Source organism: Halorubrum ejinorense (assembly GCF_039522565.1).
Lineage (GTDB): Archaea > Halobacteriota > Halobacteria > Halobacteriales > Haloferacaceae > Halorubrum > Halorubrum ejinorense.
In genome coordinates this window covers 16,737-41,602 of sequence record NZ_BAAADQ010000002.1, presented here as the reverse complement: position 1 = coordinate 41,602, position 24,866 = coordinate 16,737, and the positions used below count along the sequence as shown (strand labels likewise).

Annotated in this window: 20 protein-coding genes; 11 read left to right on the top strand and 9 right to left on the bottom strand. The window is 70.7% G+C overall.

What is annotated here, in order from left to right; all coding sequences use genetic code 11:
- Positions 1–274 precede the first annotated feature (274 nt).
- The gene (locus ABDZ89_RS02360; protein ID WP_343776282.1) at positions 275–1,792 is read left to right on the top strand and encodes a DUF790 family protein; all 1,518 of its coding nucleotides are present in this window, start codon (positions 275–277) and stop codon (positions 1,790–1,792) included.
- Positions 1,793–1,944: 152 nt separating this feature from the next.
- On the opposite strand, the gene ABDZ89_RS02355 is transcribed toward ABDZ89_RS02360, so the two are convergent.
- From ABDZ89_RS02355 to ABDZ89_RS02345, 3 genes are all read right to left on the bottom strand, one after another.
- Entirely contained in the window at positions 1,945–2,976 is a 1,032-nt protein-coding gene (locus ABDZ89_RS02355; RefSeq protein ID WP_343776281.1) for a DHH family phosphoesterase, read from the bottom strand.
- A 64-nt stretch (positions 2,977–3,040) separates the two neighbouring features.
- Positions 3,041–3,592 (bottom strand): DUF7122 family protein, encoded by a 552-nt coding sequence (locus ABDZ89_RS02350; RefSeq protein ID WP_343776279.1) that lies wholly within the window; start codon positions 3,590–3,592, stop codon positions 3,041–3,043.
- Positions 3,589–4,536, bottom strand: a complete 948-nt coding sequence (locus ABDZ89_RS02345; protein WP_343776277.1) for an RsmB/NOP family class I SAM-dependent RNA methyltransferase — start codon at positions 4,534–4,536, stop codon at positions 3,589–3,591. Before ABDZ89_RS02345 ends, ABDZ89_RS02350 begins: the two co-directional genes overlap by 4 nt.
- 102 nt (positions 4,537–4,638) lie before the next feature.
- Between ABDZ89_RS02345 and ABDZ89_RS02340 the strand changes: the two genes are divergently transcribed.
- A complete protein-coding gene (locus ABDZ89_RS02340; RefSeq protein ID WP_343776275.1) occupies positions 4,639–5,379 on the top strand; it encodes a proteasome assembly chaperone family protein in 741 nt (246 codons plus the stop codon).
- 28 nt (positions 5,380–5,407) lie between these two features.
- On the opposite strand, the gene ABDZ89_RS02335 is transcribed toward ABDZ89_RS02340, so the two are convergent.
- Together ABDZ89_RS02335 and ABDZ89_RS02330 are read right to left on the bottom strand one after the other, a co-directional pair.
- On the bottom strand, positions 5,408–6,790 hold the full coding sequence (locus ABDZ89_RS02335; protein ID WP_343776274.1) for an isochorismate synthase: 1,383 nt from the start codon (positions 6,788–6,790) through the stop codon (positions 5,408–5,410).
- Between the two features lie 85 nt (positions 6,791–6,875).
- A complete protein-coding gene (locus ABDZ89_RS02330; protein WP_343776273.1) occupies positions 6,876–7,490 on the bottom strand; it encodes a sulfite oxidase-like oxidoreductase in 615 nt (204 codons plus the stop codon).
- A 212-nt stretch (positions 7,491–7,702) separates the two neighbouring features.
- On the opposite strand from ABDZ89_RS02330, the gene ABDZ89_RS02325 reads away from it, so the two are divergent.
- The 3 genes from ABDZ89_RS02325 (at position 7,703) to ABDZ89_RS02315 (ending at position 10,263) form a co-directional block, all read left to right on the top strand.
- The gene (locus ABDZ89_RS02325; RefSeq protein WP_343776271.1) at positions 7,703–7,918 is read left to right on the top strand and encodes a DUF7120 family protein; all 216 of its coding nucleotides are present in this window, start codon (positions 7,703–7,705) and stop codon (positions 7,916–7,918) included.
- A gap of 93 nt (positions 7,919–8,011) precedes the next feature.
- Positions 8,012–8,290: a UPF0058 family protein gene (locus ABDZ89_RS02320; RefSeq protein ID WP_008442749.1), complete on the top strand. Its 279-nt coding sequence runs from the start codon at positions 8,012–8,014 to the stop codon at positions 8,288–8,290.
- Positions 8,291–8,364: 74 nt separating this feature from the next.
- Positions 8,365–10,263, top strand: coding sequence for a rhomboid family protein (locus tag ABDZ89_RS02315; protein WP_343776267.1), 1,899 nt, complete (start codon positions 8,365–8,367; stop codon positions 10,261–10,263).
- A gap of 69 nt (positions 10,264–10,332) precedes the next feature.
- Here the strand turns inward: ABDZ89_RS02315 and ABDZ89_RS02310 are convergent, their stop codons facing one another.
- Complete coding sequence (locus ABDZ89_RS02310; RefSeq protein ID WP_343776265.1) at positions 10,333–10,956, bottom strand: METTL5 family protein; 624 nt, start codon at positions 10,954–10,956, stop codon at positions 10,333–10,335.
- A gap of 2 nt (positions 10,957–10,958) precedes the next feature.
- Positions 10,959–11,351, bottom strand: coding sequence for a DUF7961 family protein (locus tag ABDZ89_RS02305; RefSeq protein ID WP_343776263.1), 393 nt, complete (start codon positions 11,349–11,351; stop codon positions 10,959–10,961).
- Positions 11,352–11,707: 356 nt separating this feature from the next.
- Here ABDZ89_RS02305 and ABDZ89_RS02300 point away from each other — a divergent pair, with 356 nt between their 5' ends.
- The 4 genes from ABDZ89_RS02300 (at position 11,708) to ABDZ89_RS02285 (ending at position 16,885) form a co-directional block, all read left to right on the top strand.
- On the top strand, positions 11,708–12,661 hold the full coding sequence (locus tag ABDZ89_RS02300; protein ID WP_343776261.1) for a transcription initiation factor IIB: 954 nt from the start codon (positions 11,708–11,710) through the stop codon (positions 12,659–12,661).
- A 254-nt stretch (positions 12,662–12,915) separates the two neighbouring features.
- Positions 12,916–13,350 (top strand): universal stress protein, encoded by a 435-nt coding sequence (locus ABDZ89_RS02295; protein WP_343776259.1) that lies wholly within the window; start codon positions 12,916–12,918, stop codon positions 13,348–13,350.
- Positions 13,351–13,383: 33 nt separating this feature from the next.
- Positions 13,384–15,675, top strand: a complete 2,292-nt coding sequence (locus ABDZ89_RS02290) for a class I adenylate-forming enzyme family protein (protein ID WP_343776258.1) — start codon at positions 13,384–13,386, stop codon at positions 15,673–15,675.
- 61 nt (positions 15,676–15,736) lie between these two features.
- Positions 15,737–16,885: an acyl-CoA dehydrogenase family protein gene (locus ABDZ89_RS02285; RefSeq protein WP_343776257.1), complete on the top strand. Its 1,149-nt coding sequence runs from the start codon at positions 15,737–15,739 to the stop codon at positions 16,883–16,885.
- Positions 16,886–16,947: 62 nt separating this feature from the next.
- Here ABDZ89_RS02285 and ABDZ89_RS02280 read toward each other — a convergent pair whose 3' ends face one another.
- Positions 16,948–17,622, bottom strand: coding sequence for an MBL fold metallo-hydrolase (locus ABDZ89_RS02280; protein WP_343776256.1), 675 nt, complete (start codon positions 17,620–17,622; stop codon positions 16,948–16,950).
- Between the two features lie 133 nt (positions 17,623–17,755).
- Here ABDZ89_RS02280 and ABDZ89_RS02275 point away from each other — a divergent pair, with 133 nt between their 5' ends.
- Entirely contained in the window at positions 17,756–19,597 is a 1,842-nt protein-coding gene (locus tag ABDZ89_RS02275; RefSeq protein ID WP_343776255.1) for a MutS-related protein, read from the top strand.
- Positions 19,590–20,057 (top strand): DUF8009 family protein, encoded by a 468-nt coding sequence (locus ABDZ89_RS02270; RefSeq protein ID WP_343776254.1) that lies wholly within the window; start codon positions 19,590–19,592, stop codon positions 20,055–20,057. Before ABDZ89_RS02275 ends, ABDZ89_RS02270 begins: the two co-directional genes overlap by 8 nt.
- 37 nt (positions 20,058–20,094) lie before the next feature.
- Here ABDZ89_RS02270 and ABDZ89_RS02265 read toward each other — a convergent pair whose 3' ends face one another.
- On the bottom strand, positions 20,095–24,798 hold the full coding sequence (locus tag ABDZ89_RS02265; protein WP_343776253.1) for a DUF7997 domain-containing protein: 4,704 nt from the start codon (positions 24,796–24,798) through the stop codon (positions 20,095–20,097).
- Positions 24,799–24,866: the final 68 nt, after the last annotated feature.

The following is a 24,866-nucleotide window of genomic DNA, read 5'->3' as shown; positions in this document are numbered from 1 at the left end:
CGCCTCACGACTGCCCCTTCGAGCCCCACCCCACCGCGGCCTCACAGCACCTCACGCCTCCCCAGCCTCGTCACCGGACTACGTCCGGTTTCAAGCGAGAGCGAAGCTCTCGCCCTGTCGCTGGCACCCTCCGCTTCGCTCCGGGGCCAGCGACTCCCTCGCACGCGCTCCTCGGCCGCGATGCGGCCTCGCAGGCGCGCGCCGATAGATAGGTGTCAGTATTCGTCGCCGCTCGGATCCCACGCTTTTAGCTTCGGCGCCTCGAATCGCACCCGTGTTACGGAAGGACCTCCTGCGCGTCTCCCGGGCCGGCGGCGGCTACCGCCCGCAGTTCACGACCCGGGAACACCGCCCGCTCGCCGCCCAGGTGCTCGGGGCGTTCCGGTCTCACGTCGGCGAGCGCAGGGGCGACCTCGACGACGCGCTGGCGGCGCTGGAGGCCGACGCCGCGGCCAGGAACGGGGACTTCAAGCTCGTTCGCGGGCTCGCGGCGCTCGTCGAGCGCGAGTGCGAGTTCGAGACGCGCGCGCCGGTGCCGCCCCGCCGCGTCCGGCGAGCCGCCTTCGAGGCCGGCGCGGCCGTGGGAGTCGCGAGCGAGGCGGACCGCGAGACCGCGATCGAGCGCGCGGCCGACGCGCTCGGGGTCGAGCCGTCGGTCGTCGACGACTCGCTGTACGCCGACCGCGACGTTGAGCAGGTGCTCGTCGACGCCGACGTGCGGTGGGACCCGGACGCGTTGCTGGCGCAGTACGACCTCTCGCTGGCACAGACAGCGCTGTTCGACGCCACCGAGGTCCGAGTGCGCTCGAACGACCCGAAGCGGCTCGTCTCGGCGGTGAAGCGCCTGCGGCTGATGTACGAGGTGGAGAAGACGGCCGACGGGCGCGAACTCGTCGTCACCGGCCCCGACACGCTGTTCTCGCGCACACGACGCTACGGGACCGCCTTCGCGCGACTGCTCCGGACGGTCGCCGAATCGGCGGAGTGGTCGCTGGAGGCGACGATCGACGACCGCGGCCGCGAGCGCACGATGCGCCTCTCGGACGGCGACGTGACCGTGCCGGACGTGGAGCCGGTCGCCGAGCCCGACTTCGACAGCGGGGTCGAGGCCGACTTCGCCGGGCGGTTCCGCGGGCTCGACCTCGACTGGACGCTCGTCCGCGAACCGGAGCCGCTCGAGACGGGGACGAGCGTCATGATCCCCGACTTCGCGTTCGACTACGAGCACGCCGACTTCCGGCTGTTCTTCGAGGTGATGGGATTCTGGACCCCCGAGTACGTCGAGAAGAAGCTCGGGCAGCTCGCGGACGTGGAGGACGTTGACCTGCTCGTCGCGGTCGACGAGAGCCTCGGCGTCGGCGAAGCGATCGCCGCGCGCGACCACCGCGTCGTCACCTACTCCGGGACGGTGCGCGTGAAGGACGTGGTCGACGTCCTCGACGAGTACGAGGCCGAGTTCGTCGCGGACGCCGCCGCCGACCTCCCCGAGTCGCTGTCGCCCGACGCCGACGCGATCGGGCTCGACGACCTCGCCGACGAACACATGGTGAGCGTCGAGGCGCTCGAGGGGAAGGCGTTTCCCGACCACGAGCTGGTCGGGCGCACCCTCGTGCGGCCCGCGGTGTTGGAGGCCGTCGCTGCCGAGATAGAGTCAGGGATGTCGCTGTCGGCCGCCGAGGCGGTTCTCGACGACCGCGGCGTCGACGACGCGAGCGCCGCGCTCTCGCGGCTCGGCTACCGCGTCGAGTGGGAGGGGCTCGGCGGCGGGACGGTCCGAGAAAAGGACGCGTAGCCGTGCGCGAGCAGAGGCGATGTGGGGCGAGATCGTAGCCGGCGTTGGAGCGTGTTCAGGGGAAATTGCGGCGGCCATCGCGAGAGGCCGCGCCTCGACGGGTGGCGGACGTGGCGACGAATTTGGTTCTTCCGGGCGGAATCACGCCCGTCTCACGTGAGTTCGGACCCGTCCGCCTCGGCGGAGAGGTTGAGCTCCGCGACGAGGCGGGTGGTGATGACCTGTTCGATGATGTCGAGTAGCTGTCCGTCGTCGGTGACGTAGTCGGCGAAGAGACCGAGCGGGATTTCACCGCCCGCCACGTCGTGATGTCCCCCGCCGCTGCCGACGTCGCCGAACGCGTTGTTCAGGACCTCGCCGACGTGGACGCGGGGGTCCGGCGATCGGGCGCTGATCTGAATGGATTCCTTGACGAGGCCGAAGACGATGGCCGTCTTGACGCCCTCTAACCGAACGAGGTAATCGACTGCCTGTGGGAGCGAGTCTCGCTCGGTGGTCCGGCCGACGTGGGAGATGAGCACTGCGCCGTTCGTCCGTCGGTTGTCTATCGCGGTCGATATCGCGTCGATCGTTCCGCCGCTGACCGACGGGCTCGAGAGCTTTCGGAGCAGTTCCGGGTCCCCGTGGTCGTGGAGGTACCCCGCCGCCTCGTATTCGACGGTGGTCGCCCCTCGGAGGAAGTCGAGGGTGTCCGAACGGATGGCGAACAGGAGTGCCGTCGCGAGGTCGCTGTCGAGGTCGACCTCGAGGGCGCGGACGTACTCGGTCAGGATCGTCGCCGCCGCGCCGAGTTCCTCGCGGTGATCGACGAACCGGGCGTCGATGTCCTCGGCGGGGTGGTGGTCGATCACGATGTCCACTGGCGTGTCGGGAGGGACCGTGTTGTTCCTGCCGGGGATCGAGTGATCGACGAAGGCGAGCAGCGAGCCGGGCGGCCGGTCTTCGACTTCGGCGGTGTCGAACGGTTTGAGATCCACGTTGAGGAGGTTGACGAAGGCCCGGTTCTGTTGGTGAGAGATGTCACCGCTGTAAAAGATGTGGCGCTCGTCGATGCCGGCGGTGGCCGCGATCCGCCCCAGGGCGAGCGCGCTCGCGAGACAGTCCGGATCGGGGTTGTTGTGACAGACGATGTTGATCTCGCTGCTCTCGCGGAGCATCGATCGGAGTTCCTGTGAGCGGCTCATACCTCCCACGTACGACCGCGACACGGTTAGTACTGTATTCCGGATCGAACGCGCGAACCGCGTCTCACTCCACGACCGGCAGGTCCGCGCGGCTCCCCTTCGGAACCACCGACCGCAGTTCGTCGTACAGGTACAGGCCGACGCCGATCGGGACCCGCTCGCCGGCGACCTCGTGGGTCGCGATCAGGTACCCCCAGTCGCCGTCCCACTCCGGGAGGTCCTGGTCCTCGCCCCTGGCGAACCGGGACGCCCGCTCGGGGTCCAACTCGATCACGTTCTTCGTCGCGCGGTGCCCGAACCGGGAGACTGCTCGCCCGGTCGGCTTCCAGTGGTCCTGTCGCGTGCGCAAGAAAGTCATCCCGATCGCCTCCACCTCGCTGGGGTCGGTCGCCTCGCCGTTGAAGATCCAGACCTTCCCCGCGCCCTTCTCCCAGAAGGAGTACGACTCGAAGGCGCTCGGCGCGATGTCGAATCGCTCCTCCCACCAGTCGAGGACCTCGGCGCGGCTCGCGCGCCCCTCGACCTCGCGGTCGGCCGGCGTCGCCGGCAGGCGGTCGAACCGCTGGCCGTCGTTGGTGGGAGCGTCGGCCTCCGCGGTCCCGGCGTCGTCGCTCACGCGCCCACCTCCGCGCCGTCGCCGGCGTCGTCGGCCGCACCGCCGACGCGGAGCTTCGCGCAGAAGAACCCGCCCGTGTCGTTGCGGTGGGGATAGACTCGTTTCGCGCGCGTCACCGTCGGGTCGTACGTCTCGCCCTCCCACTCGGTCACGCCCGTATCGGTTTCGAGCGGGAGGTCGAACTCGACGAGCTCGCAGTCCTCGTTCGCGAGGGCGTGGTCGAGGACGGCCTCGTTCTCCTCGGGCGCGAACGTACACGTCGAGTAGACGACGGTTCCGCCGGGGCGAGTCGCCTGAACGGCCCGGGAGAGGACGCCCTTCTGGATGCCGGCGACCGCGTGGACGTGGTCGAGCGTCCACTGATCGACGACGTCGGGGTTCTTGCGGCAGGTCCCCTCACAGGAGCAGGGGGCGTCGACCAGCGCGCGGTCGAACTCGTCGAACGCCAGCGGCTTCGTCGAGAAGTTCCGCGCGTCCTGGTTGGTGACGACCGTGTTCGTGATTCCGAGTCGCTCGGCGTTGTGTCGGAGCGCCGAGAGGCGCCCGAGGTTGTTGTCGTTGGCGACGACGGTGCCCTCGTCGTCCATCGCGTCCGCGATCTGAGTGGTCTTGCTGCCGGGCGCCGCGCAGGCGTCCCAGACGCGGTCGCCGGGCTGCGGATCGAGCGCGAGCCCCGGCAGCACGGACACCTCCTCCTGCCCGTGCGTCCAGCCGTGGACGTGCGGCCAGTTACCGCCGGGCTTCCCGTCCGGCAGCCGGAAGAGGCCGTCGTACCAGTCGACCGGTTCGTAGGCGACGCCCGCCTCCTCGAACGCCTCGCGGACTCGGGCCGGCGTGGCGGCGATCTCGTTCGTGCGCACGACCGAGGGGAGGGGACGGTCGCACGCCGCCCGGAACGACTCCGCGTCGTCGACGAGCGGCTCGTATCGGTCGAGCGGATTCATGGCTCTCCTTTCGCGTCGCGCCGTTAGACGGTTTCGGGACGCGGGCGGGCCGAGGTGGGTCCGCGCCGCACCTTTAGGTCGGACCCCGTCGTAGCGTCGCGCATGGCGCGCATCTCCGTCCTCGACGACGACGTCTCGCTCTCGGAGCCGACCCTGGTCGAGGGGTTCCCCGGCGTCGGCCTCGTCGGGAAGATCGCGACCGACCACCTGATCGACGCCCACGAGATGACCCACTACGCGAACGTCCACTGCGACGGGCTCCCGCCCGTGGCCGTCTACCGGGAGTCCGACGCGGCCGCGACGACGCCGGTGCGGCTGTACGCCGACCCCGAGAACGACCTCGTCGCGCTCCGCAGCGACGTGCCGGTGAAACCGGGCGCGGCGACGGAGGTGGCCGCGTGTCTCGGCTCGTGGTTCGACGAGGTCGACCTGTTCCCCGTGTTCCTGTCCGGGCTCGCGCGCGAGAAGGACGAGTCGCCCCCCGATCTGTACGGGATCGCCACCGGCGACGGCGGCGAGGCGCTGGCGCGCGCCGAGGTGACCGATCCGCCCGAGTCAGGCCTCGTCTCCGGGCCGACGGGCGCGATGCTGGCGGCCGCGCTGGAGGCCGGGAGAGACGCGGTGGGCCTCGTCGTCGAGTCGGACCCGCAGTTCCCCGATCCCGAGGCGGCCCGGCGTCTGATACTCGACGGGATCGACCCGATCGCCGGCGTCGACACCTCGACCGACGGGCTCGTCGATCAGGCGACCGAGATACGGGAGGCGAAACAGCAGCTCGCCGAGCAGATGCGACAGGCGAACGAGGACAGCTCGCGGGCCGAGCCGCTGAAGATGTTTCAGTAGCGGGCTCGTGCCGATCGGTCGACCTCGCTTAGTCCGCCGAGCCGGTCGCGGCCTCGTCCTCCAGCTCGTCGAGGATCGGGCGGTACTTCAGCTGGACCTCGTCCCACTCGCGGTCGGGGTCCGAGTCCGAGACGATACCGACGCCCGCGAACAGCGTGGCGCGCCGCCGGCTGGCGACCGCGGAGCGGATCGCGACCGCGAACGCGCCGTTGCCGGCGGCGTCGATCCAGCCCACCGGGGCGGCGTACCAGCCGCGGTCGAACGGCTCCGTCTCGCGGATCGTCGCCAGCGCCCGGTCAGGCGGGAGCCCGCCGACCGCGGGGGTCGGATGGAGGGCCTCGACGAGGTCGAGCACGTGGCGGTCCCTGTCGAGTTCGGCGGTGATCGGGGTGTGGAGGTGCTGGACGGTCGCGAGCCGGCGGACGCGGCGCTCGCCCGCGGAGATGGACGCCGCGAACGGCTCGAGTTGCTCGCGGACCGTCTCCGCGACCAGTTCGTGTTCGTGGACGTTCTTCTCGTCGTCGAGGAGTTCGCGCGCGAGCCACTCGTCCTCGGTCGGGGTCTCTCCCCGGCCGGTCGTCCCGGCGAGCGCGTCCGTCTCGACGGTCCGGCCCCGCAGCGAGACCAACCGCTCGGGAGTGGCGCCGAAGAAGGCGCTGTCGCCGCCGGGAGGCTCGAACCAGTAGCGGTGACAGTCCGGGTACTTCTCGGCGAGCCGTTCGAGCGTGGCCGCCTGCGGGAACTCGGCGGCGAGATCGGCTTCCAGCGCCTGCGCTAACACCACCTTCTGGAGGTCCCCGTCGCGGATCGTGTCGACCGCTGCGTCGACGCTCTCGCGCCACGCCTCGCGGCTCGTCGTCCGGCGGCTCTCGCGGATGCCGGGGCGGGGTGGACGCGACGACCCGGATTCGGGTGCCGACGGATCATCCGATGCGTCGAGCGCCGCGAACCGGTCGACCTCGCGCGCCAGTCGGTCCTCGACCGCGCCGGCGTCGACGTCGTCGCCGACCGCGTTGATCGTCAGCCACGCCCCGTTGTCTGCGAGCGTCAGCTGGACGCGGGGTAACACGAACCGAGCCTCCGGAAACGGCTTCCACGGCTCGCCGTCACAGGCGCCCTCGTGGAAGGCGAACCCGCCGAATACGCGGGGGCGGGCCGCCTCGGTTCCGGCGTGAACGTCGCCGGCGGCGAACAGCTCCGTCGCGGCCTCGCGGATCGACGCGAACCGGTCGCCTCCGGAAGCGGTCAGCGTCGCCGCCTCGCCGCCGCCGAGCACCAGCGCGTCGTCGGGCGCGCTCCAGGTCGTCCGCGGGGACGGAAGCGCGTCGAACGCCGCCGCGAACGCCGGCTCGTCGACCGCCGTGGTCCGGCTGACGAGGGGGGGCGACGACCGCGAGCGCGCCTGTTCCATGAGCGTGAACTCGGGGCCGCGGACCCTTTATCCTGACTATCGGGGCGGGGACGACGGGGAAAACGAGTCCGTTCGGACGGCCGTCTCAGCTGTAGCGCTCCTCGTTCCACGGGTTCGCGGTGTCGCTGTACCCGCGCTTCTCCCAGTAGCCGAGCTCCTTCTCGGTGAGGAACTCGACGCCGGAGACCCACTTCGCGCCCTTGTAGGCGTACTTGTGCGGCGTGACGACGCGGATCGGCCCGCCGTGGTCGGCCGGCAGGTCGTCGCCGTCGTAGCCGTAGGTGAGCTGGACGCCCGGTTTCAGACAGTCGTCGAGGGGGAGGTCCGTCGTGTACCCGTCGAGGGCGTGAAACATGACGTGTTCGGCGTCGTCGCGGACGCCCGCACGCTCGGCGAGTTCCGCGAAGGCGACGCCGGTGAACTCGCAGTCGAACTTGCTCCACCCCGTCACGCAGTGGAAGTCCTGTCTCTGGGAGACGGCCGGGAGGTCACGGAACTCCTCGAGCGAGAAAGAGAGCGATTCGTCTACGGCGCCCCAGACTTCGAGTTCGAACGTCTCCGGGTCCCACGCGGGGGTCCCGGTCTTCGAGAGGACGGGGAAGCCGTCGGTCTCGCGCTGTCCGGGCGGGAGCCGGTCGTCGCCGTACTCGCGGTAGAGGTCGGTGAGGTCCTCGACTGCGTCGACGCCGGATGCGGTCATGGCCTCTGTTACGGACCGGACCGACGTATGAATGTCGCTCTCGCGCGGCGCCTCGACACCGACCGATCGGCGGGAGACGGCGGTGTTCGAAATAACCCAACGCGTGTTTTACTGAATGAAAATTACCTTTTGAGCTTTCGTTTTAACTTTTCAAATACGCGGAGATGCGACGCCACTTTTATATGCTCCATCGCATAAGACCCGGACAGCAAATGCCACGAGTGGAGATAACCGTGCCGGAACATCTGGAGATGCAGATCGCCCAGATGGTCGAGGAAGGTGAGTTCCTCAACCGCGAGGAGGCGGTCGAGGAACTGCTGTCGACTGGCATCAAAGCGTACAAGACCAGCGGCCCGCGGGATGACGACGACTCAAGCGGGTTCGAGGACGAAGGGATGATGGGCCACGAAGACGAGTACGTCTTCTGACCGAAGTCGGGGTCGCGCCGCCGATACCTGCGCAGGAACCGTGCGTACCGGCCTCAACAACGCTTAAAGGGCCTACGACCCGTATCTCGCGGTATGCACAAAGACGAGCTGCTCGAACTCCACGAACAGATGGTGACGATCATGGAGCACTTCCGCGCTCAGGAGACGGTCGACGGCTCGCTGTTCGACCCGTACGACGAACTCGAAGTCGACCCCTCTCACGTCCACAAGTCCAAAAGCGAGCACAAACACGCCGTTTTCGTCCTCGGAAACGCGCTCGCGAACGCGATGAGCGAAGACGAGTTCTCGCCCGCGGGCCGCGTCGGCAAGCGGATGGAGGAGCTCGCGGACGACGCCGAGAACAAGATCTGAGTGCGGCCGCTAGCCCGTGACCGCGTTATCCGTGACCACCTTATTGATGTGCGCGCGGCCGCATCTGACGTGACATGGTCGCGGACGCGCTGACGTCGGACGTCGTTCACCTCGTCGCCGGGGGCGCAGGACTCGCCGTCGCGCTCGCCGCGGTGTACCTCGTCGACCGCCCGAGCGGCGACTGGACGCGCGCGCTCCGGTCCCGGCTCCTCCTCGGTGTTCCGTGGGGCACGCTCGTCGTGATCGCCGGGGTGACGGCGGTGTACCTCTTCGTCCAGTCGGGTATCGAGAACCCGAACCGGCCGGTCGTGATCCCGTTCCGGTCGTGGTCGTACTTCTACCCGGAGGGACTCTTCTGGTCCAGCTTCGCGCATTCGAGCCGCGGGCATATCACCGGCAACCTCCTGTCCGCGCTCGTCGCCGGCGGGCTCGCAGAGTACGCGTACGGTCACTTCCCGGCGGGGCGGTCGGTGGGCGACGGAGGCCGCCTCACCGACCGACTCCGGCGTCGACTCGGTCGGGCGCCGGCGACCGTCGGCCCCGGCCCGAAATCCCGAGGACTCGGGGAGCGTCCACAGGGGATCGCGAGTCGGCTCCGGCGCCTGCCGACCCGGATGGCCGGCGTCGACTCGCCGACCGCGAACCCCTACGTCAGGGCGTTCGTGATCGTGCCCGGCGCCGCGGTCGCGTTCGGCCTCGCCGCGTCGCTTTTCGCCTTGGGACCGGTTATCGGCTTCTCCGTCGTGGTGTTCGCGTACTGGGGGTTCGCGCTCGTCACGCGTCCCGTCACTGCCGTCGTCGCCATGGCGGGGACGACGCTCGTCGGCGTCGTCTACGACGCCCTCCGAACGCCGGTGGCGTTCGCGGAGGCGTCCCCCTCCTTCGGGGCCCCGAGCTGGGCGAACATCGCGATCCAAGGGCACGCGATCGGACTCATCGGCGGTGCGCTCGTCGCGGTCGTGCTCCTCCGCCGGCGGCGGCTCCGAGCGAGTACCGTCGGACTCGACGGCGACCTGACCCGGAGCGGAGACGCCCGCGTCGCGGGCTCGACGGGGCGATCCGGGCTCGTCGTGTTCGGCTGTCTGCTGCTGTTCGGCGCGTCGCGTCGGCTGTGGGCGGTGTACTGGTACCTGGGAAATCAGCGGTACGAGCTGTACCGCGCGGTCGGCGTCGGGCTGCTCGCCCTGCTGGCCGCCATCGTCGCCGCCGCGGCCGTGTCGCGCGACGAGCCGGTGTGGCCGGACCGGGCGGTTCCGGCGCCGGAAACGCTCCGAGAGAACGTCCGGTCGGCGACGCCGGCGGCCGTCGGACTCCTGTTGCTCGTCGCGGCGCTGGCGGCGGTCGCCGGCCCGGGGGTCGTCCCGAACCTCGTCACCGTCGACGACGGCGACCTCCCCGGGGATCCGATAGAGGTGGAGGGGTATCAGGTGACCTACGCCGAGAACGTCGAGAACGAACTCGTGAGCGTCATCGAGGTGGAGGCGCTCGGGCGCTCAACGTCGGTCAACACCTCGGGGGTGATCGTGAGCGACCCCGACCGGGAGATATGGACGACCGCCGTCTCGACCGGGAACCTCGCGTTCTGGGGGTACCGCGCCGTCGACGTGGGGGGGACCGGCTGGCGAGAGACCGTCTGGGTCCAGCGCCTCGGCTGGGTCGCCGCGAACGGCGGGCCGACCTACCGGGTGGACGCGGTCCGAAACGAGACCAGGCGGACGCTGTTCACGAGCGAGCCCGCGCGGGCCGAGCCGCGGATCGACGGCCGGAACGTGACCGTCGCAGCCACGGCCGGCGGATTCGACCTGCGGGTCGCCGGTCCCGACGGCAACGCCAGCGCCCCGATCCCGCCGGCGAACGGGTCGGTGACCCTGCGCGGCGTCGCGTTCGTCCGAGAGGGCGAAGTCGTCTTCGCGGAGCGCGGCGAGACGCGCGTGCGGATCGCACAACGGGAGCGGTACGAGGGACGGCAGTAGCGGCTCGGAATCTCAGGGTCGGAAGTTAGAGCTCGAGTCTCACCGGGCCGGAACCCCGACGCGTCGGGCTCAGGTCCACTCGATCCGGTACACTTCCGTGTCGATGTCGCGGGCGTCGTCGGTGTGGTGATCGAACTGCGCGTCGATCCGGAACTCGGCCGCGAAGGCGTGCGTCACCTCGCCGCCCTCGTCGGCGGCGAACGCCTCGACGAACTCGCGGCTCCCCGCGTTGTGGACCGAGTAGGAGACGTCGGCGAGGTCGCTCGCGGTCGCGAGGAACGCGCGGTCGGCGTTGCGGTTCCCGTCTTGCGCGCCGAAGGGCGGGTTCATCACGACAGTGGCCGGTTCGGCGACGGCGAGCGGCGGACGGGTGGCGTCGCCGCGGACCCAGTGGACCGGCGCGCTCGCGGCGATGCGACGCTCGTTGGCTCGGGCGGTCGCGAGCGCGTCGCCGTCGAGTTCGAGGCCGACGACGCGGGCGGGGCCGCGGAGGGCGGCGGCCAGCGCGAGCATTCCTGTTCCGGCGCCCAGATCGATCACGGTCCGCCCGTCGACGTCGCCGTGGAGGTCGGCGAGGTGGACGACGTGGGCGGCCAGCTCGGGCGGCGTCGGGTACTGTTCGAGGGCGGCGTCGGGACGCTCGAAGCCGGCGACGACGCCGAGCTTCGTCGCGAGCGACCGCTTCGACGCCATGGTCAGGCCGCGTCGTGAGCGTCGACGCGGACGAGTTCGACGCCCTCGCGGTCGGCTCGCTCGGAGAGCGCCGCGAGCGCGGTGCCGGCCTCGTCAGCGTCGTCGTCGACCGCGACCTCGAGGCGACCGGCGCCGAGGAACGCCGCGGCACGGACGAGCCCCCGGAGGCGGTCGGCCTCGCGCTGGCGCTCCATCGTGCTCTCCGCGTCGAACTCCGCCGACGCCGCGACCGCGGCGGGCTGGTAGCCGCGGGCTGCGAGCCCGCGCTTGAGGTCGCGGAGCTGTTCGGGGGCCGTGCTGTCGAGGTCGGCCGCGTCGATGACGACGGGGTCGACGTCTGCGGGGCGACAACCGCGAAGGGTGCGCTCGATGCCGGCTGACTGGGTCGTGCTCATACAACCGTATTGGCATAGGTAATACAAAAGTCTTTATCAATGTTTCATAGTAATATATGTCGGCGGTGACGAGACGGATCGCGACGGGATGTACGCAGCTGTCAGCACGGAGAGGGGGAGCGAACGGCCCGCCGTTCGGGTCGGATTTCGACCTCAGTCGCGGTCACGTTTCGTGGGTCACGTTCGCGGCGCGGGAGCCGCGTCGCACCCCTCGGTGATCCGGCGAGAGGTTTCCGTTTCGTGCCGCATCCGGGTCCTAACTGGTGATAACGGCCCTTCAGCAGCCGGGCAAAACGATCAGGATCGTTTATTTTGGTGGACAAGGCTTAAATGTGCGACTGACCACAAACCTTTTAATGGAACGTCCGAGTCGCCAGCGACAACAGGAGCGGGACACGGAGCAGGAAACGGACGAATCGACGGTCTCCTGTCCGGAGTGTGACTCGAAGGACATCGTCACGGACGCGGACCAGGAGCTCGTCTGCGAGGACTGCGGGCTGGTTTTGGACGAGCGGAACATCGACCGCGGGCCGGAGTGGCGCGCGTTCAACCACAACGAGCGGCAGTCGAAGTCGCGCGTCGGCGCCCCCATCACGGAGACGATGCACGACAAGGGGCTGACGACGACGATCGACTGGAAGGACAAGGACGCGTACGGCCGCTCGCTCTCCTCCGAGAAGCGGTCGCAGATGCACCGCCTGCGCAAGTGGCAAGAGCGGATCCGGACGAAAGACGCGGGCGAGCGCAACCTCCAGTTCGCGCTCTCGGAGATCGACCGGATGGCCAGCGCGCTCGGCGTTCCCCGCTCGGTCCGCGAGGTAGCGTCGGTCATCTATCGACGCGCGCTCAACGAGGACCTCATCCGCGGACGCTCGATCGAGGGCGTCTCGACCGCCGCCCTCTACGCCGCCTGCCGGCAGGAGGGGATTCCCCGCAGCCTCGACGAAGTCGCCGACGTGTCCCGGGTGCCACAGAAGGAGATCGGTCGGACGTACCGATACATCTCCCAGGAGCTCGGACTTGAGCTGAAACCGGTCGACCCGAAGCAGTTCGTCCCGCGGTTCGCGTCCTCGCTTGAGCTCTCGGAGGAAGTCCAGTCGAAGGCGACCGAGATAATCGACGTCTCCGCCGAACAGGGGCTGCTCTCCGGCAAGTCGCCGACGGGCTTCGCGGCGGCCGCCATCTACGCGGCGTCGCTGTTGTGTAACGAGAAAAAGACCCAGCGCGAGGTCGCCGACGTGGCGCAGGTGACCGAGGTCACCATCCGCAACCGGTACCAAGAGCAGATCGAAGCGATGGGATTTCGCTAAGCCGGACGGGCGCCCGGAACGGCTCGAACTGGCGGTTCCAGTCGGGAACGGCGGCGGGGTGAGTCGAGAACGGCCTCGTGCCGGGACGAGTCCCGTCGCGCTGTGTCCGGTCACGACGCCTCATTCGCGCTGTATCCGGTCACGACGACCTGTGTTCCGCTCTCGACTCGGTGGCGTCCTCGCTTTCCTTCGGTCTCCCGGTCTCGGATAGTTGGATCGGGTTTTTAATCGCACCCGCTGTAGCTCACACCGACATGTACTCGGAGATTCTCGTTCCGACCGACGGCAGTCCGGCGTCGGACGCCGCGATCGAACACGCGGTCGACCTCGCCGAGAAGTACGACGCGCGCCTCCACGCGCTGTACGTCGTCGACGGCGCCGCGTACTCCAGCCTGGAGGCCGGCGCCGAGGTCGTCGTCGAAGCGCTCGAATCCGAGGGGAAAGAGGCGACACAGCGCGTCGTGGAAGCCGCCGCTGACGGCGGCGTCGACTGCGTCACGCACGTCACGTCGGGGACCGCGTACCAGTCGATCCACGACTACGTCGACGAGCACGATATCGACGTTGTCGTGATGGGTACCCACGGTCGCCAGGGGCTCGACCGGTACCTGCTGGGGAGCGTCACGGAGCGCGTCGTCCGCACCTCTGACGTCCCCGTACTGACCGTCCGACAGTCCACAGATGCGTAACCACACCGCGCTCGGCGACCGCGGGTGACACCGATGCGGGACTGGCTGTCACACCGGGTGGTCTCGTCGCCGGACGACACCGCCCTCGTCCGCGCCGAAGACGGCGAGGCGTGGAGCTACACCGACCTCGACCGCCTCGTCTCCGAGACGGCCGGCCGACTCGTCGCGCACGGGCTCGGCGAGGGCGATCGGATCGGCGTGCTCACGCCGGCCTACGTGGGGACCGTCGGACTCGTCCACGCGACGATGCGGATCGGAGCGACGTTCGTCCCGCTCGGGCGCGAGCTGACCGTTCGCGAGATCGCCGCCCGGATCGACCGGACCGACCTCGACGCGGTCGTCTGCGCGGAACCGACCGAGACGACCGCGACCGACGCCGCCTCGCAGATCGAGGGGGTCCCCGTCTACTCGGTCGACGATCCGACGAGCGCGGGCGTGACCGGCGTCCACGAGGTCGACCCCGCGGCGCTCGACCCGCCGGCGTGGTCGTTCCCGGACCCGCTCTGTATCCTGTTCACCTCCGGAACGACCGGCGATCCCAAGCCCGTTCCCCTGACCGCGGGCAACGTGTACAGCTCCGCGGTCGCCTCCGCGTTCCGCCTCGGCGTCGAGCCGGACGACCGGTGGCTGGTGTCGCTGTCGCTCCACCACATGGGCGGGCTCGCGCCGGTGTACCGATCGGTGCTGTACGGGACCACGCTCGTCCTGCGCGAGGGGTTCGACGCGGGCGGCACCGCCGACGACATCGACGCGTACGACGTGACCGGGGTCTCGCTCGTTCCGACGATGCTCCGGCGCATGCTCGACCGGCGCGGGACCCTGTCGGACTCGCTGCGCGCGGTCCTGCTCGGCGGCGCTCCGGCCCCGGCCGAGCTCTTAGAGCGCTGTCGGGACTACTCGATCCCGGTGTACCCGACGTACGGAATGACCGAGGCCGCCTCACAGATCACGACCGCGACCCCGCGGGACACCCGCGACCGGATCGGAACGGTCGGCCGGCCGCTCTTCGGCACCGACGTGACGGTCGTCGGCGACGGCGGCGAACCGGTCGACCGCGGGGAGACCGGCGAGATAGTCGTCGACGGCCCGACGATCACGCCGGGGTACCTCGCGGGAGCGGACGACGCGTCGACCGACGACGCATCGACCGACGACGACGGGGGTGACGAGGCTGACGCCGCCGACGCTCCAGCCCCCGACGAGGTCGACCTGAACGGGATCGACCCCGCGGACCTCGACCGGTCCGATTTCGGTCCGTACGGGCTCCACACCGGCGACGTCGGCGAGTTCGACGAGTCCGGATACCTCCACGTCCTCAACCGCGTCGACGACCGGATCATCAGCGGCGGGGAGAACGTCGAACCCGGCGAGGTCGCCGACGTCCTCCGGGAGTACGACGGGGTCGAGGACGTGGCGGTGGTCGGGCTCGACGACGACGCGTGGGGCGAGCGCGTGGCGGCGCTCGTCGCCGTCGGCGACCGGCTCTCGTCCGGGTCGGCGGATGCCGCCTCCATCGACGGCGAGTCGGCCGAGGAGGGCGAGCCAGCTTCCCCCTCGGAGGGCGGGGTCGAATCCGGTGCCGCAGGGATCGAAGCGGTCGGCGCCGAGAGCGAACGCATCGGTCCCGTACCCGTCGACGAGGCGGCGTTCCTCGACTTCGCCCGCGAGCGGCTGGCCGGGTTCAAGATCCCGAAGACTGTCGCGTACGTCGAAGAGCTACCGCGGACCGTCTCGGGAACGGTCGACCGGGAGGCGACGCGAGCGGTGCTCCGAGAACGCGGCGCGGACCCCCGCGGCGACGACGACGCGGACCTCGAAACCGCGGGGTTCGAGCCGGCGACCCCGGCGGAGCCGCCGGACGAGTTGGAGTCGGGAGCGGAGTCAGAGGCACAACCCGACGCGGCGGCCGTCTCCGACGACTCGGCTCCCGAGGCAGCTCCGACCGAATCGCCCGACGAGGTCGAGACCGTTGACGGGGACACCGACGACACCGATGAGGACGGCGACACCGACGACACCGATGAGGACGGCGACACCGACGACACCGATGAGGACGGCGACACCGACGACACCGATGAGGACGGCGACACCGACGACACCGACGAAGTCACCGACATCATCGGGATGGCCGAGAGCGACGGCGACACCGATGTCGGCGATGTCGATGATTCGGACGACGGCGAGGCCGGGGACGAGTCCCCCGCGAGCGGCGACGCGGACGACGTAGTCGGGGACGGGGATGTCGTGATCGGTGAGGCGGAGGGCGCGACCGGCGGCGGGAACGGCGGGAGCGGCGGGAGCGGCGACGCGGACGAGACGGAGTAAACCCACCCGTCGTTGTTCGTTGTTCCACGAACGTTTTGACCACGGGGCACTCACGTGGTGTATGGAGTTGCTCGACGACAGCATCGTGCCGGAGCGCGCACGAGACGTCAAGCAGGAGGCCCGCGAGTTCGCCGACGAGTACATCGCCCCGAACGCCGAGGCGTACTACGATTCCGGCGACTACCCGTGGGAGGTTCTGGAAGCCGGGATGGACGCCGGACTCATCGCCCAAGACATCGGCGAGGAGTACGGCGGCAAGGGGTTCGACCTCGCTCAGGTGCTCGCCATCGCCGAGGAGTTCTACCGCGCTGACGCCGGTATCGCGCTCACGCTCCAGCTCGCCAGCTTCGGCGCGGAGATGGTCGAGGACTACGGGACGGAGGAACAGAAGGAGAAGTACCTCCGGCCGGTCGCCGAGAACGAGCAGATATCGGGACTCGCGGTCTCCGAGCCGCAGACCGGCTCCGACCTCGCGGGCATGACCACGAAGGCGGAGAAAGTCGAGGGCGGCTACGAGCTGACCGGCGAGAAGTACTGGGTCGGCAACGCGGTCGAGGCCGACTGGCTCACCGTCTACGCGAAGACCGGCGAGAGCGACGACCGGTACTCGAACTACACGCTGTTCATCGTCGAGACCGACTCGGACGGCTACGAGGCCGAGCACATCCCGGAGAAGATGGGGATGCGCGCGTCCAAACAGGGTCACATCGTCTTCGAGGACTGCTTCGTCCCCGAGGAGAACGTCGTCGGCAGCGAGGGCGGCGGCTTCTACGCGCTCGCGGACTTCTTCAACCACGGCCGGGTCATCGTCGGCGGGCACGGCCTCGGGCTCGCGGCCGCGGCCATCGAGGAGGCCGAGGCGTTCATCAGCGACCGCGAGGCGTTCGGCCGCACCATCGACGACTTCCAGGCCGTCCAGCACACCATCTCGGACATGCGGATCGGGTTCGAGTCGGCGCGCGCGCTCAACTGGCGCGCGTGCGAAAAGGTCGCAAACGGCGAGGACGCCGGCTACTGGGCCGCACTCGCGAAGACGAAGTCGACCGAGGTCGCGACGGATTGCGCCGAGATGGGCATGAAACTCCACGGCGGCCGGTCGAACTTCACCGACCGCCGCATCGCCCGCGTCTACCGCGACGTGCGCATTCCGGTGATATACGAGGGCGCCAACGACATCCAGCGCAACCTCATCTACCGGCAGTCGCGCTGAGAGCGGAACCGGACACCGTACTTTTTCGACCGGCTGCGGCCTCGTTCCGCGCAGATCAGTCCCTACAGTCGCTCCGCCAGCCGCCGCAACGCCGCTCCGCCGCCGGTCGCAATCGGGTCGCCGTGCCCCACGCAGGCGACCTCGAACGGCGGGGCGCGTGCCGCCAGTCCGCGTACGCTCGTCGCCACGGCGTCCGTGTCGTAGCTGATCACCCACCCTGACGGCGACAGTTCGCCGTCGGACTCGGAGGCGAGGTCACCGAGGAATCCGACCCCCAGTTTCTCGCTGACGTACGCGACGTGTCCGGGGGTGTGGCCCGGCGTGTGGTACGCCGTGAAGGAGCCGACGGTCTCGCCGTCCGCGATCGAAGCGACGTCGAGGTCGGCCGGATCGGTGACGAGTCCCCCGAGCCGCTGGATGAGACCTTTGTGATTGCGGAGCGGCGGCCGCCGGGCTCCCCGGAGCAACTGCGCGTCGAAGCCGTACGCGTGGACCGGCGCGTCGAGGTCGGGAGCGAGCGCCGCCAGCTTCCCGACGTGGTCGAGGTCGTAGTGGGTGAGCAGCACGCGACCGATCTCCGAGACGGCGACGCCGGCCTCCTCGAGGCCGTCGCGGATCGCCGCCTCGTCCCACGGCGTGCCCGCGTCGACGAGGGTCGGCACGTCGTCGAAGACCAGGTACGCGTTGACCCCGCGACACTCGAACCGCCAGACGTCGTCCGCGATCTCCGTCGCCATGTCGATCGGATAGGAACCGGAGCGGAATGAACGCTGTCGTGGCGGTGGCGGGCGGGGTGGACCGCGGGGGCGGGAGGGCAGCGACGAGCCCCGCCGACGAAAGCGCCAAGACGCCGGGGCGACACGACGACGTATGCGACTCCAGGACTACTGGGGGATCGGGCCCAAGACGAGCGAGCGGCTCGCCGAGGCCCTCGGGACCGAGCGTGCGACGGAGGCGATCGAGGCGGCCGACGTCCGCGCGCTCGTCGGCGCCGGTCTCCACCGCGGCCGCGCGACCCGCATCCTCCGCCGAGCGAACGGCGAGGCGGGGATGGACGTGCTCGCGACGAGCGACGCGCGCGCGGTGTACGACGACCTCCTCGCGCTCGCGGCCGACGAGGCGCTGACCGGACACGCCGCCGACCGGATCCGGGTGTTGACGCCGCTGCTCGACCGGGACGCGGTCGAGTCGCGGCTAGACCGGGTCGTGGCCGCCCGCGACGCGTGGAGCGGCCTCAACGAGTCGGACCGCGAAGCCGTCCGCGAGGCGTTCGCCGTGTACGACGAGGCGGACGGCTCGGACCTGGCCGCGGTCGAGACCGCCGTCGCGCTCCGCGAGGCCGGGGTGACTGACGGCCCCTTCGAGGACGTCGGCGCGCTGGACGGCGACCGCCTGCGAGACGCGGCCGACGCGCTCGCCGACGTGCGGGGGTCGATCGACCCCGCCGGCGGACTCGACGGGGACGACATCGCCATCGCGTCCGGCGCCGACGCGGAGTTGGACCGACTCCGCGAGCAGCTGTCGGCCGCGCGCGACCTCGCGGACTCCGCGTTCGACGTGCTCGAATCGGTCCGCGACGGGAGCCTCCGCGACTTCGAGGCCCTCGAAGCGGGGACGATCGACCACGTCGCGCGCGAGACCGGCGTCGAGCCGGCGACGGTCCGGGCAGCGGCGCCGGACGAGGCGCTCGACGCGGCCGACTTCGTCTCCGGGACGCTGCGAGCGCTCGTCGTGGAACTGGAGGCAGCCGTCGACGAGCGCGAAGCCGCAGTCGCGGCCGACATCCGCGAGCGGCTCGGCGACGACCCGGCCGCGGCGGGCGAGGGCGACGACGACGCGGCGGCCGGCGACACGACCGTCGCCCGGGCCGCGACGGCGGTCTCGGACGCCGCCTTCCTGCTCTCTCTGGGGCGGTTCGCGGCCGAACACGGCCACGTGCGGCCGACCCTCGTCGACGACGGGATCGCCGTGCGCGGGGCGCGGAACCCCTTCCTCGGCGGCGACGTTCAACCGGTGTCGTACGGCGTGGGATCCCACTCGCTGGCGGACGCAGAGGGGGTCGCGAGCGCCGACGCGCCGCCGACGGGCGACCGCGTGAGCGTCCTCACGGGAGCGAACTCCGGCGGGAAGACGACGCTCCTCGAGACGCTGTGTGCGGTGGCGCTGCTCGCGTCGATGGGGCTCCCCGTCCCCGCCGACGCGGCCGAAGTGGGGACCTTCGACCGCATCGTCTTCCACCGGCGGCACGCCTCGTTCAACGCCGGCGTGCTGGAGTCGACGCTGAAGTCGGTCGTGCCGCCCTTGGTCGCCGACGGCCGGACGCTGATGCTCGTCGACGAGTTCGAAGCGATCACCGAGCCGGGCCGCGCCGCCGACCTGTTGAACGGGCTGGTGACGCTGACGGTCGACCGCGGCGCGCTCGGCGTCTACGTCACCCACCTCGCGGAGGACCTGAGCCCGCTGCCCGACGCCGCGCGCATCGACGGCATCTTCGCGGAGGGCCTGACGAACGACCTCGACCTCCGCGTCGACTACCAGCCGCGGTTCGAGACCGTCGGAAAGTCCACGCCGGAGTTCATCGTCTCCCGACTGGTCGCGAACGCGGGCGACCGCGGCGTCCGCGCCGGCTTCGAACACCTCGCGGGCGCGGTCGGAGAGGAGGCGGTCCAGCGAACGCTCTCGGACGCCGAGTGGACCGCAAACGATGACTGAGGGGACGGGCGGCGACGGGGACGACGACCCCGCCAAGTCCGCCGACACCGGTCCCGAGCGGATCCGATCGATCGCCGTTCACCGGGACGACGTGGCGAACGCCCTCGAAGCCACGCTCCGGAGCGACCGCGAGGTCGTCCTCCGCGCGACGCCGCCGTTCTCGGGACGGATGCGCGCGCGACTCCACGCGCTCGACGCGGGCGGTAGCGGGGGCAACGGGACCGACGATCCCGAGCCGATCCACATCGATCCGCGCGATCTCGTCAGCGACGCACCGCCGTACCCCGAACCCGACGAGACGGCCGCCGAGTTCCCCGACGCCGACCTCGACGACCGACGTGACCGGCACGCCGCGGCCGTCGAAGCGTGGCGTGAACGCGTTCGCGAGCGCGTCGGCTCGTCGGTCGAGATAGCGGTCGACGGCAAGTCTCGCGCGGTCGACGTTGTCGCACTCGGATAGCGGCGGACGCCGGGAGAACCGCTCGCGGCCGAGCCGACTACAGCCGCAGTCGCTCGACCGCGGTGCCGGCGCGTTCGAACTCCGCGTCGGTCGCGGCCGCGACCACGACGGTGCCCGCCTTGGTCGCCGCGTCGAGGTCGACCTCGAAGGCGCCGTCCTCGGGCGTGACGAGACGGGACGTCTCGCGGGTGTGGACCGCCACGCGCTCGGCGTCCGTCTCGCCGGCGATCACGACCGCGTCCTCGACGAAATCGGCGGTGGCCGTCAGGTCGGGACCGTCCGGCCGGTCGCGCTCGACGTAGCGGTCGCGGACCGCGGTCGGCGTCTCGACCGGCTCGCCCGCGTCGACGCCGTGTGCCAGCCGGATGTAGCCGGCCATCGACCACGCGAGAGGGGTCGCCCCCCCGGTGCCCTCGCCGAACTCCCAGCCGTACTTCGTCGGGTGTTCGCGGTCCCACACCTGCTCGGGGAGCATCAGCCCGGAGTTACCGAAGCCGGCCATCGTCTCCAACAGCGTCTCCGGTTCGAGCGCCTCCTCGTCGGTGCCGCCGAATGCGTCCGGGCCGTCGGCGCGGGCGCGGAGCTCGTACTCGCCGCGCTCGCCGGTGAAGATCGGCCACAGACGCCCGCGGCCGTCACCGGTTCCGGCCCACGGCGCGCCGGGGTCGCCGACCGCTATCTCGCCGTACGCGTCGCCCACGTATCGGTACCAAGCGGCACCGTGAGGCGTGTCGACCCGGATCGAGTCGTCGACGACGGAGACGGAGTTACGGATCGCCTCGTCGTCGGCCGGCTTGATTCCCAGCCGGACGAGTTCGAGGAAGCCGCCGTCGACGATCTCCCGCTCGTCGTACGTCGGGCCGTCGTTGGCGATCGTGCGCGGCCGCCCGGACTCGGGGTCGCCGTCGGCCGTGATCCGGAGGTAGTACGGCGTCTCGCCGTGGCGGTCGGTGCCGGTCGCGGTCGCGGTCCACTCCTCGACGTGCGCCGCCCAGTCGTCCGCGAGGGACAGCCACGCGAGCGCGTCGGCGCGGAGCGATTCCGAGTCCTCGTCACCGGCCGCCTCAGCCCCCTCGCCAGCGAGCCGATCGGCCTCAGCGAGGGCCAGCGCGGCACCGCAGACGAGGCCCGCGATCTCGGCCGCAATGCTCGACGGCGAGTAGCCCGCCTCCTCCTCCCAGCGCTCTTGGGCGGTCTGTGGACCGTTGGCGGCGATGTAATCGAGCGAGCGGCTGACTTGGTCGTAGGTGTAGCCGGCGTCGTCCAGCGTCACGCCGTGCTCGTACAGCTGCCACGCCATCACCGAGGGGAACGCGATGTTGTCCATCTGCTCGCCGCCCCACCGGGTCCGCCCGTCGATGTAGGTGTTCTGCGGGAGGAACCCGTCGTCGTCCTGTTGGGTGTTATAGAGGTACGCGAGCGCCTCGGCGCCGCGGTCGAGCTCGCCGATCTCGACGAGCGCCGTGAACACCTGATAGAGGTCGCGCGACCAGACGAAGTTGTAGCCGTAGCCGCGGTCCTCGGCGGCGTACTCCGTCTCGCCCCACGGGACCGAGGGGCTCGCGATCCCCGCACCGTCGTGTCGTTTGTCCTCGACGGCCGCCAGCGTCATGAGCGCGAACCGGTACTGGGCCGCGAGGTCGGCGTCGCCGGCCACCGAGTCCGGAAGCTCTCGGTCCGCGAGCCACGAGCGCCACGTCTCGGCGTACGCGTTCGCGGCCTCGTCGAAGCCGCGGGAGAGCGCTCCCTCGGCCTCGCCCAGCGCCGCCGCGGTGTCCGACGACTCCGCGAACCCGAGCGCGACGGTGTCCCTGACCGCCTCGCCGCTGCCGACGAGACCGGCGAGGACGACGTTGCCGACCGCCTCCGACGACTCCGCGCCGCGCTCGCCGTCGCCGAACAGCGTGTCGACCGCCTCGCTGCCGGCCGTGAGCGCGCTCGCCCAGTCGAAGCCGTCACCGCTGGCTAACGCGAGCGCGACGTCGAACGGCTCGCCCTCGTCGTCGACGAGCTTGCCCGCGTCGCGGTCGGGATCGTCCTTTCGCGCGAGCAGGTGCGAACCCCCGTCACCGTCGACGCGCTCGGCGCGGTCGTCGGTGCCGACGTTGGCGACGGTGGCGTCCACGAGCGCGTACACGTCGTACTCGCGGCTCCCCTCGAACCGAACGTCTGCGAGGATCGCGGTCCCGTCGGTGTCGACCGCGTACTCGACCGAGAGGGTCCACGTGTGGCCGTGGCCGTCGCCCGTCTCGCGGATCGTCTGGACGTACGCGAGCGCGTCGTCGGCCGCCGGCTCGGTCGTCCGCTCGACGGTCTCCGTCGTCGTGACGTGGTCCGTCTCTTTGAAGGTGCGGACGGCGTACTCGGAGTCAGGGTCCGCGACGAGGAAATCGAAGGTCCGGACGTTCATCACGTCGATCCGGGGGAACCGCGCCTCAGTGAGCGCCCCCTCGGTGAGCGTGAACCACACCGGAACCGGGTCCTCGGCCTCGTAGTCGGCTGGCGTGCCGACGCCGAACTTCCTGCCGGTCGTCCAGTGGGGCGCCGCCTCCGGACCGGTCTCGCGGTCGTGCGGGACCGGGAGCTCCCCGTGGCTCGCGAGCGTCACCGTCGCGTCGATCCGCAGGGCGTGCGACCACGCGATGGGGGTCGCGCTGTCGAGGTCGCCGTCGTCGAACGCCTGCTCCGCGAAGAGCCCGGCCTCGTTGACGAAGTGGCCGTCGGGTTCACAGAGCGCGTACAGCTCGCGGGCGTCGGCGAACAGCGGACCGGCTGCGCCCCCCCGCTCTTCGACGACGCCGGCGAGCGTCGCCGCCGCGGTCGCGCCCCACAGCGTCGCGATAGACCACACCTTGGGGGCGCCCTGTTCGGCCGTGCGCCACTCGTCGCCGGTGAACCTGACGAGCCCCTCCACGGCGGAGGTCTCGCGCCGGAGGGCCTCGATCGACCGCCTGACGTGGGTGTTGACGCGGTCGAGGAAGCGGTCGAACTCGCTCGTCGCGACCGACTCGACCGGTCCGCGGCCCGACCCGTCGGTGGCCGCTGAGCCGCCGGGGACGTCGTCATCGAGCAGCGCGTCGTACTCGGCCGCGGCGGTCGCGAGCGCGAAGGTGCTGGCGTCGGCGCGACCGTCCTGCCCCTCGTCGCTGGCGCGCTGGAGGAACCGCTCGGTATCGGGGTTCCAGCGGCCGTCGAGGCCGGTCAGCGCCGCGTCCGCGGCGGCCGCCGCGTCGGCGCGGAGTTCCTCGTCGACCGGCGCGCGCGCGACCGCGGCGAACGCCCGAAGGTACTCTGCGCCGGTGTGGGTGAACCGTCCCAGCGCGTTCTCCCAGCAGTTCTGACAGCGACGGGGGAGCCCGTCGTCCTCCGTCGTCTCCAAGAGGAAGCCGACGGCGTCGGCGATGGTCTCGTCGATCCGGTCGCGCCACTCCGCGGGAAGGTCCGCCTCGCGGCGTAAGGTGGCGAGGTACGCGACGACCGAGGCGGGCTGATCGAGCTGGTCGTTCGGGCCGGGCGTCCCGTTCGCGCCCTCGATCCGGGCGTTCGCCCAGCCGGGAGCGACCTTGCCGGAGTCGGCCCACACGCGGTGGGGCCACGAGCCGTCCGCGTCCTGCGTCCGGCAGAAGAAGCTCGCGGTCGCGAGCAGTTCCTCGCTCGCGTCGAGGCCCAGCTCCTCGCTCGCCCCCAGCAGCGCCGTCGACACCATCGCCTCGTCGCGGAACCACGTGTAGCCGTAGCCGCCGGAGGTGGAGTAGAACGGGTCGAACTCCGGGGCGGCGATCCGAGCGCCGGACTCCGCGGTGAGCAGGTCCAGCGCGCGTAGGTCGCTCGCGACGACTGACCGGCGCGGGGTGTCCGCCGGCACGTCCGGGCCGCGGCCGTCGGCCGCCTCGCGAAGCTCGTCGGCGTCGGGGTAGGCCGTCGCGATGTTGGAGACCGCCTCGATGCGCCGCTGTCGGTCGGTTCCGTCGGTGAGCGCGTCCTTGGCGTCGTCACCGGTGTCGCGGGCCTCGCGGCGGTCGACGACGGCGCGCCCGGCGAGCGTGACGCGCTCGATGCGCCCGTCGCGCTCGAAGGGAGCGCGCACGACGACGTCCGGAGTGAGCCGCGAGTCTTCGCGGCGGTCTATCTCGCCGCGGTGCGGGAAGCCCTCGCCCCCCTCGCCGAGCAGTTCCGGGATCGTCCGCAGCCGCTGGCCGTGGGCGTTAGAGAGCCCGGTGGAGGCCGTGAGGAAGTCGTGTTCCGTGCGGTGGTACACTTCGACGACGCCGCCGCCGTCGGGACCGGCCTCCTCGTGGACCATGTTGCCGACGCGCCCTTCGACCATGTCGGGCGAGAACGCGTAGGCGGCGACGATCTCGGCGTCGGCCGGGGGCGACCCGCGGAGCTCGACGTGCGTGAGGTGCGTGTCGCTCACCACGAGGTCGAACTGGTGGATCGTGTAGCGGCCCGCGTCGTACTCGGTCTCGACGAGGGGCGTGTCGCCATCGTAGTGCTGGCGGGTCGTCTCGAGGTCGTCGAACCAGCGGACGCCCCGCCCGGCGGTGATACCCATCCGGAGTCGGTCGGCGCCGCCGACGCCGGAGAGGGAGTACGAACAGTCGTGGACGGTTCCGTCCGGCCCGACGTGGACCAGCCGGCCGTCGTCGCCGGTAAACGCACCGGCGGTCATCGAGTGTTCCGCCGGGTAGCGCTCCCCGCGCCGACGTTCGTGTTCCGTGAGGGCGGTACGCAGTCGCATACCCGCTCTGCGACTGCCGGAGTAAAAGCCTTGACGACCGCGGCGGAGACTGACCGGGAAGCGATCGG